The organism is Thermodesulfobacteriota bacterium (assembly GCA_034189135.1).
GTDB lineage: Bacteria > Desulfobacterota > Desulfobacteria > Desulfobacterales > JAUWMJ01 > JAUWMJ01.
Genome location: JAXHVO010000125.1, coordinates 93,481 through 100,764, shown reverse-complemented (window position 1 = coordinate 100,764; position 7,284 = coordinate 93,481). Strand labels below are relative to the sequence as shown.

The following is a 7,284-nucleotide window of genomic DNA, read 5'->3' as shown; positions in this document are numbered from 1 at the left end:
TAAAATACTGGCTTTAATAGAAACCCCCTACTCCCAAACGCATTAAAGTGGGGGTAACTGTAGTCTTAGTCCCCGTTTAACATCTTGTTATTATTAATTTAAATAAGTGTTGAACAGGCTTTATTTGTTAGCGCTTCTCCGGATAAACTGAGTAGAAATTGAAAAGCTCCCCGACCCCTCAAATATTTAGCCATTGGTGACCGTTAAACAGAAAGGCAAAAGTGCTTGACTGAACAGCTAATTTTACATAGTTTTTAAATCAAACGATCTCTATGGGAACAGGAAATAAAATGGAATATATGAAACAACTATCCGTATTTATAAAATCAATTGAAATCAGTTTGAAAGCCGGGCCTGATATTTTTGATATCACACCGGAAATTCGTCAACTGATAAAAGAGTCACAGATTGAAAACGGAAATCTTACCGCCACCATGATAGGCTCAACCGGGTCTCTTACCACCATTGAATTTGAACCCGGTGTGGTTGAGGACCTGAAAATGGCCATAAACCGGCTGGCCCCGCCCGGTCTTGAATACGAACATGAAAAAGCCTGGCATGACGGTAACGGTCACAGCCATGTCCAGGCAGCACTTATGGGACCTTCCATTGCAGTGCCGGTTCGAAGCGGTCAATTGAAACTGGGAACATGGCAGCAACTGGTTGCGATCAACCATGACAACGGCCCCAGGACACGATCTATTGAAGTGACCATCATAGGCCTGCCGGCTTGAAAAATCAAACACATCAAATTTATCCATCTGGAAAGATTGACCGTGCACTTGAATGGCTGAAACGGTCATCTTTTCGAGCAAAATTTACACTCACCGACAGGGACCGACAATATATTCAGCATAAAGGGCTTGCCACCATTAAGGGTCATGCATTTGATTTTATCAATTCAAGATTGGCACTTCAGTTTCCAAAGAATGATGGCAAACAGACACCCATGAAGGGGCATCCGGTTTTTATAGCACAGCATGCAACCGCAACATGCTGCCGGGGCTGCCTGCAGAAGTGGCATAAAATACTAAAAGGCAGGACGTTAACTGATCATGAAGTTGAATTTATTGTGAATCTGATCATGAAATGGATAGAAAACCAAACTGACGGAGGGAGAGATGAGCGCATTGGACAGCAGCAAGGGTAGAAAAATTCACCACAGAAATATTGAAATTTCCACATATGAATCAGACGGCGAAAACATAATCGTTGAGGGAATATTAAAAGAGGATCGTCTGATACCTTTTTATCAAAATTCCGGGAAAAAGCATCCTCCCCAGACGGTACACCATATGATCGTACAGATGCTAATTGAGTCTTTATCACTAACCATAAAGGAAATAAAGGTGGATATGCCAGGGACTCCACATGAGGACTGCATTCAAATGTCTGACAGCCTGCAAAAGCTAAAAGGCATGTGCATTGCACCGGGTTTTACATCGAAAGTCAAAAAAACTTTGGGTGGGATTAAAGGTTGTCTCCATCTGACAACGCTTGTTCTTTCCATGGCGCCTGCAATTATCCAGGGCTATTGGGTTTATCGAAATAAAGAAAAAGGGGACAATGAGATTTCTCCCGAAATTTTAAACAATTATCTTATTGGTACCTGCTGGGTATGGAGAAAAGACGGCCCCCTGGTAAAGGAGTTAAAACAAAATGTGTAACTGCTGAGGTGGATAGACTGAAGGCTGAAGACGGAACATATTCATTAAAAAAACAGCAGTTTTTCAATCTTAGGTCGGTTCATCCGGGGGATTGCCTATTGGCCCATTACAAAACTTAACAAATGAGATCGGTGTCTTACATGCCCCCTATCTTCTCAGTTCAACCCATACAGGCAGAGACGATCAACGTCGCCGTGGGATTATGTCCTCTGGGGCTGGCTCAGATCTAATTGAAGCGAGATAGCTGCCGTAGGTTAATTTCTAGATCAGATTGTTAAGTTTTGTAATGGGCCAATAGGCAATCCCCCGGACGAACCTTAGGTTTCATGAATCGTTGTGCCCAGCCTGGCATGAAAATTTATGAGAAATAGTATAGCTGCTATAAGCATGTAGGATGTTCCTGACGCGTATGACAGATTACTACCAGAAAAACTATAGGCTCTACCATGAAAAGACCTTTGCGGTGGATCCGTCTGCCTTTTTGGAACCTCTGGCAGAAAGACTGATTGCAGGGGCGACTGTCCTTGATGTGGGATGCGGGTCAGGCCGGGATTTGCTGTGGATGAAAAACAAGGGATTTTATGTGATCGGTTTGGATCGCGCTTCCGGTTTGGTAAAAATTGCCAGGCAAAACACCGGATGTGAGGTAATTGAGGGAGATTTTGCAACATACGATTTTTCTGTCATATCCGCTGATGCCATCATGCTTATCGGTGCTCTGGTTCATGTTCCACACGATCGATTTTCTGATATTTTCAAAAATATAATACAGTCGCTGACTGATTTTGGAAAAATTTTGATTACATTAAAAGAGGGCATCGGGGCCAGAACAGATGAGGTAGGCAGAATTTTTTATCTGTGGCAGGATCAAAAAGCCAGGGTCTTATTTGACAGCCATGGGTATAGGGTTTGTGATTTTTCAAGGTCCAGCTCAAAAACCGGATCAGGTGAAATCTGGCTGGGATATGTGCTTGGGAAAAAAGCTCCACCGGCGCACTAGTTGAGACTTTTTAAGACACCCTCAATGTTTAAACCCGCTTTTTATCAATGCGTCAGCCAGGGGATTGTTCATCGGCCTATTCTTGATTTTTTGTTTTTTGTTATGATGTTGTTTTTTATTTGGTTTCGGAGCATTGGTTTGAACTTTTTTTAAGCTAGGTTTTTTTACGCCGGCAGAAAAATGACCTGCTCGGGATTTCATTGAAAGGGAAATCCGCTTTCTGGCAAGGTCAACTTCAAGCACAGAAACGCTTATCTTTTGCTGGACCTTTACGATATCCGCAGGATTTTTCACAAACCGGTCTGCCATCTGACTGATATGAACCAGGCCGTCCTGATGGACACCGATATCCACAAAAGCACCGAATGCGGTGATATTGGTAACGATTCCGGGAACTTTCATTCCCGGTTTCAGATCTTCGATTTTTTCAATACCGTCAGCAAAGGAGAATTCTTCAAACTTATTTCTAGGATCACGCCCGGGTTTTACCAGCTCATCCAGAATGTCATTTAAGGTGGGTATTCCCACTGAATCGGTCACATATTTCGCCACATCGATTTGATCCCTGATTTGAGGATTTTCCATCATATCCACCACCGTTGCTCCAAGGTCCTTGGCCATGGCATCCACAATGGGATAACTTTCAGGGTGCACCGCACTGGCATCCAGTGGATTTTCGCCTCCGGGGATTCGTAAAAAACCGGCAGACTGTTCAAATGCCTTCGGACCCAGCCGAGGCACATCTGCGATCTGTTTTCTGCACAGAAAGGGTCCGTTTTCCTCACGGTACGCTACAATGTTTTTTGCGGTGGTTGTGTTCAGACCTGAAACGTAGGAAAGAAGCTGGGAGCTTGCCCTGTTCAAATCAACACCGACCCCGTTCACGCAGCTCATGACCACATCGTCAAGGGCCTGTTTCAGGGCTTTTTGATCGACATCATGCTGGTACTGGCCGACACCGATTGATTTCGGATCGATTTTAACAAGCTCTGCCAGGGGGTCCATCAGGCGTCTTCCGATGGAAACCGCACCACGAACAGTCAGATCATGATTCGGAAACTCTTCCCTTGCCGCTTCGGAGGCGGAATATATGGACGCACCGCTTTCATTGACCATGATCACCTGCACAGGGGTTGAAAAAGGGATCGTTTTAATAAAAGCTACTGTTTCTCTACCTGCGGTGCCGTTTCCCACTGCTATGGCTTCAATGTTAAACTGTTCACACAGGGACTTTATTTTCTCTTTTTCCGTAAGAGCTTTTTTTTCAGACAGGTGAGGAAAAACAGTGTCATAGTGGAGCAGTTTCCCCTGTCGGTCAAGGCAGACCACCTTGCATCCGGTTCTGAATCCGGGATCTATTCCCATGACACGTTTTGCTCCCAGTGGCGGTGAAAGAAGGAGCTGGCGAAGGTTTTCGGCGAACACTTTAATCGCCTTATTGTCTGCTTTTTCTTTTGCATGAACCCTGGCTTCGGTTTCCATGGACCGAGACAGAAGGCGCTTGTAGCAGTCTGTTACGGCCAGTTTTACCTGGAGCGAATCTTCCTTTTCACCTTTAACGAACAACTTCTCAAGTATGACGACGGCCTCCTTTTCATCAGGAAGTATATCAATGTTTAAACAGTCTTCTTTTTCACCTCTTCTCATAGCCAGCATCCTGTGAGAAGGGATGCCGGCAACCGGTTCATCCCATTCAAAATAGTCGCTGAATTTGGCTCCCTTTTCCTCCATGCCTGAAGCCATCCGGCTTTTAATCACTGCTTTGGTAAAAAAGAGATTTCTCAGAGATGCTCTGGCTTTGTCATTTTCACTTATCATTTCAGCCATGATGTCTCTGGCTCCAGCCAGGGCATCTTCCACCGAATCCACTCCTTTTTCGGAATCGATGAAAGCTTTCGCCTCTGTGAGCGGATCCACACCTTTCTGCTCAAAAATCATCAAAGCCAGCGGCTCAAGGCCTTTTTCCTTTGCGATAACCGCCTTTGTCCTCCGTTTCGGCTTGTAGGGCAGATAAATATCCTCTAGTACTGCCATGGATTCGGCGGTCAGAACCTTTTGATGAAGTTCATCAGTCAGGTGACCGTGTTTTTCAAGGGATTTGAGAACGGTTTCCTTCCGGTTGTTCAGTTCATTCAGTTGGTTCAACCTGTCCCTGACAGCCGTAACAGCGACTTCATCAAGGCTTCCGGTGGATTCTTTTCTGTAACGTGCAATAAAGGGGACGGTGGCGCCTTCCCCGAGAAGGGAAACGATGGCCTGAACCTGCTTGAGATCTAGATCCTGCTCTTTGGCGATTTTTACTAATAAGGTTTCGTTGTTCATGGTTTCCTTGGGTTTAAGTGAGGTGATCTTATCATTTTATTGGTAACCCTTGATCGGAGAATATGACTCAAAATTTTTGTAAGATCCGAGCCGGCAAACGCTTACTTCTTTTTTAACGAGGCGGCGCGAAGGGTATGGCGTTTTTGGCCGGAGAGTACCGCTTTTCGCATGCGTATGGACAATGGGGTGATCTCCAACAGCTCATCTTCACGGATAAAACTGATAGCCTGTTCCAGAGTGATCGGTTTGATGGGAGAGAGAATGACGTTATCGTCTTTTCCCGATGCCCGCATATTGCTCAGCTTTTTTTCCTTACATGGATTCACGGCGATATCCTGGCCCCGGTTGTGTTCGCCTATAATCATACCTTCGTAAACCGGATCACCCGGAACAACGAAGAGCCGCCCCCGGGGTTCCAGGTTGAACAGGGCATAGGGTACCGCATTTCCGGTGCGGTCGGCCACAATAGAGCCGGTAAAACGGCTGGGGCAATCCCCTCTGAATTCTTCGTAGCCGTCGAACAGGGAATACATAATACCTGTGCCGCGAGTGTCGGTAAGAAACTCATCCCGGTACCCGATCAGCGTTCGGGTGGGCACGGAAAACTCGATTCGTACCCGTCCTTTGCCATTGTTAACCAGGTTGGTCATTTTTCCCTTGCGAAGGGAGAGTTTTTCCGTTACCACACCGAGAAAACGTTCCTCACAGTCGACCAGCAGACGTTCCATGGGTTCGAGCTTGCTGCCATGATCATAACGGCAGATGACTTCCGGCCGTCCCACGCTGAATTCATAGCCTTCCCGTCGCATGGTTTCAATAAGGATGGCCAGTTGAAACTCTCCGCGACCCTTGACGCGGATTCTTTCCCGGTCTTGGGTATTTTCCACCTGGATGGCCACATTGAGAAGGGTCTCCTTCAACAGGCGTTCACGGATTCGGCTCGACTGGACGTACTTTCCCTCTTTTCCCGCAAAGGGCGAGTTGTTGATGGTAAATTCCATAGACACCGTGGGTTCGTCAACGCTGATTCGGGGCAGGGCTTTCGGAGCCTGCCTGTTGCAGATGGTGTCGCCGATTTTAACATCTTCAATACCGGCCATCACCGCAATATCCCCGGGTTGGACCTCATTTACGTCTTTTAACTTCATGCCGTCATGGACCTGGAGCTTAGATACCTTGAGCGGTATGTTGTTACCATTGTTGCCGATGCATACCAGGCTGTCTCTGGAATGGGCGGTTCCGTTAAATATTTTTCCCACGGCCAGTCGACCCAGGTAATCCGAGTAGCTGAGGTCAGATACAAGCATCTGAAAGGGCGCGTCAGGATCATGGGACGGGCCGGGGATTTTTTCCAGGATGGTATCCAGCAGAACATGCAGGTTTACCCCTTCCTCGTTAAGGTTTTCCATTGCGATACCGTCCCGGCCGATGGCGTAAAGCAGAGGGAATTCAAGCTGATCGTCCGATGCATCCAGGTCGATTAAAAGATCGTATATTTCGTCCAAGACATCGTCCGGACGGGCGTCATGGCGGTCAATCTTATTGATAACCACAATGATTTTTAAATCGGCTTCCAGAGCCTTCTTGAGAACGAACCGGGTTTGGGGCAGGGGGCCTTCCGAAGCATCCACCAGAAGAATGGCTCCGTCGGCCATGGAAAGGGCGCGCTCAACTTCTCCACCGAAATCTGCATGACCCGGAGTGTCGATGATATTGATCCGGACATCTTTCCATAGCACCGAACAGTTTTTTGCCGCAATGGTGATTCCACGCTCCCGTTCCAGATCCATGGTGTCCATCAGCCGCTCGTCGATTTCCTGGTTGACCCTGAACAGGCCGCTTTGACGGAACATGGCGTCTACCAGTGTGGTCTTGCCGTGATCGACGTGGGCGATAATGGCAATGTTTCTCAAGTGATCGTTTCGAATTACATTCGACATTTAAAAATCCTAATAGTACATATTATTCCGGAAAGTGAGAATAGGGCAATATAACCATTTTAACCGAGATTACAAGCAGAAATGGGTGTATTGGCAAAATAGTGCTTTACTCGTACTTTTTTACCGGTTGATATTTTAAAAATATTTATGGATTATCTTCAAAAGAGTTGTTAGAATTATAGCTCAAGTGTTGCACCCCTTATCAACGGTGGAGCAGGAATTGTTAGAGCGCCGATTGGTGAAAAGGCTGTGAATCGAGACAGTTATATTATTTTCTTCCAGGGGATATGAATTAAATCGGTTGCAGCGTGTCCGGATATTTTGGATAAAGTTTATCCGTTGCTAAACAATATAA

Annotated in this window: 6 protein-coding genes; 4 read left to right on the top strand and 2 right to left on the bottom strand. The window is 46.2% G+C overall.

All coding sequences use genetic code 11. The features are described from left to right. Window positions 1-290: 290 nt before the first annotated feature. The 4 genes from SWH54_18135 to SWH54_18120 all read left to right on the top strand — a co-directional run bounded on the left by SWH54_18135 (window position 291) and on the right by SWH54_18120 (window position 2,667). Entirely contained in the window at window positions 291-734 is a 444-nt protein-coding gene (locus tag SWH54_18135; GenBank protein ID MDY6793191.1) for a secondary thiamine-phosphate synthase enzyme YjbQ, read from the top strand. Between the two features lie 17 nt (window positions 735-751). Beyond that, window positions 752-1,150: a DUF4186 domain-containing protein gene (locus tag SWH54_18130; GenBank protein ID MDY6793190.1), complete on the top strand. Its 399-nt coding sequence runs from the start codon at window positions 752-754 to the stop codon at window positions 1,148-1,150. Beyond that, complete coding sequence (locus tag SWH54_18125) at window positions 1,122-1,667, top strand: DUF2889 domain-containing protein (protein MDY6793189.1); 546 nt, start codon at window positions 1,122-1,124, stop codon at window positions 1,665-1,667. The genes SWH54_18130 and SWH54_18125 overlap by 29 nt, the downstream gene beginning before the upstream one ends. Before the next feature lie 409 nt (window positions 1,668-2,076). Continuing rightward, window positions 2,077-2,667 (top strand): methyltransferase domain-containing protein, encoded by a 591-nt coding sequence (locus SWH54_18120; protein MDY6793188.1) that lies wholly within the window; start codon window positions 2,077-2,079, stop codon window positions 2,665-2,667. A gap of 21 nt (window positions 2,668-2,688) precedes the next feature. Here the strand turns inward: SWH54_18120 and SWH54_18115 are convergent, their stop codons facing one another. Then, window positions 2,689-4,989 carry a Tex family protein gene (locus tag SWH54_18115; protein MDY6793187.1) on the bottom strand — a complete coding sequence of 767 codons (2,301 nt, stop codon included), beginning with the start codon at window positions 4,987-4,989 and terminating at the stop codon, window positions 2,689-2,691. 101 nt (window positions 4,990-5,090) lie between these two features. Beyond that, on the bottom strand, window positions 5,091-6,929 hold the full coding sequence (gene typA / locus SWH54_18110) for a translational GTPase TypA (protein ID MDY6793186.1): 1,839 nt from the start codon (window positions 6,927-6,929) through the stop codon (window positions 5,091-5,093). Window positions 6,930-7,284 lie beyond the last annotated feature (355 nt).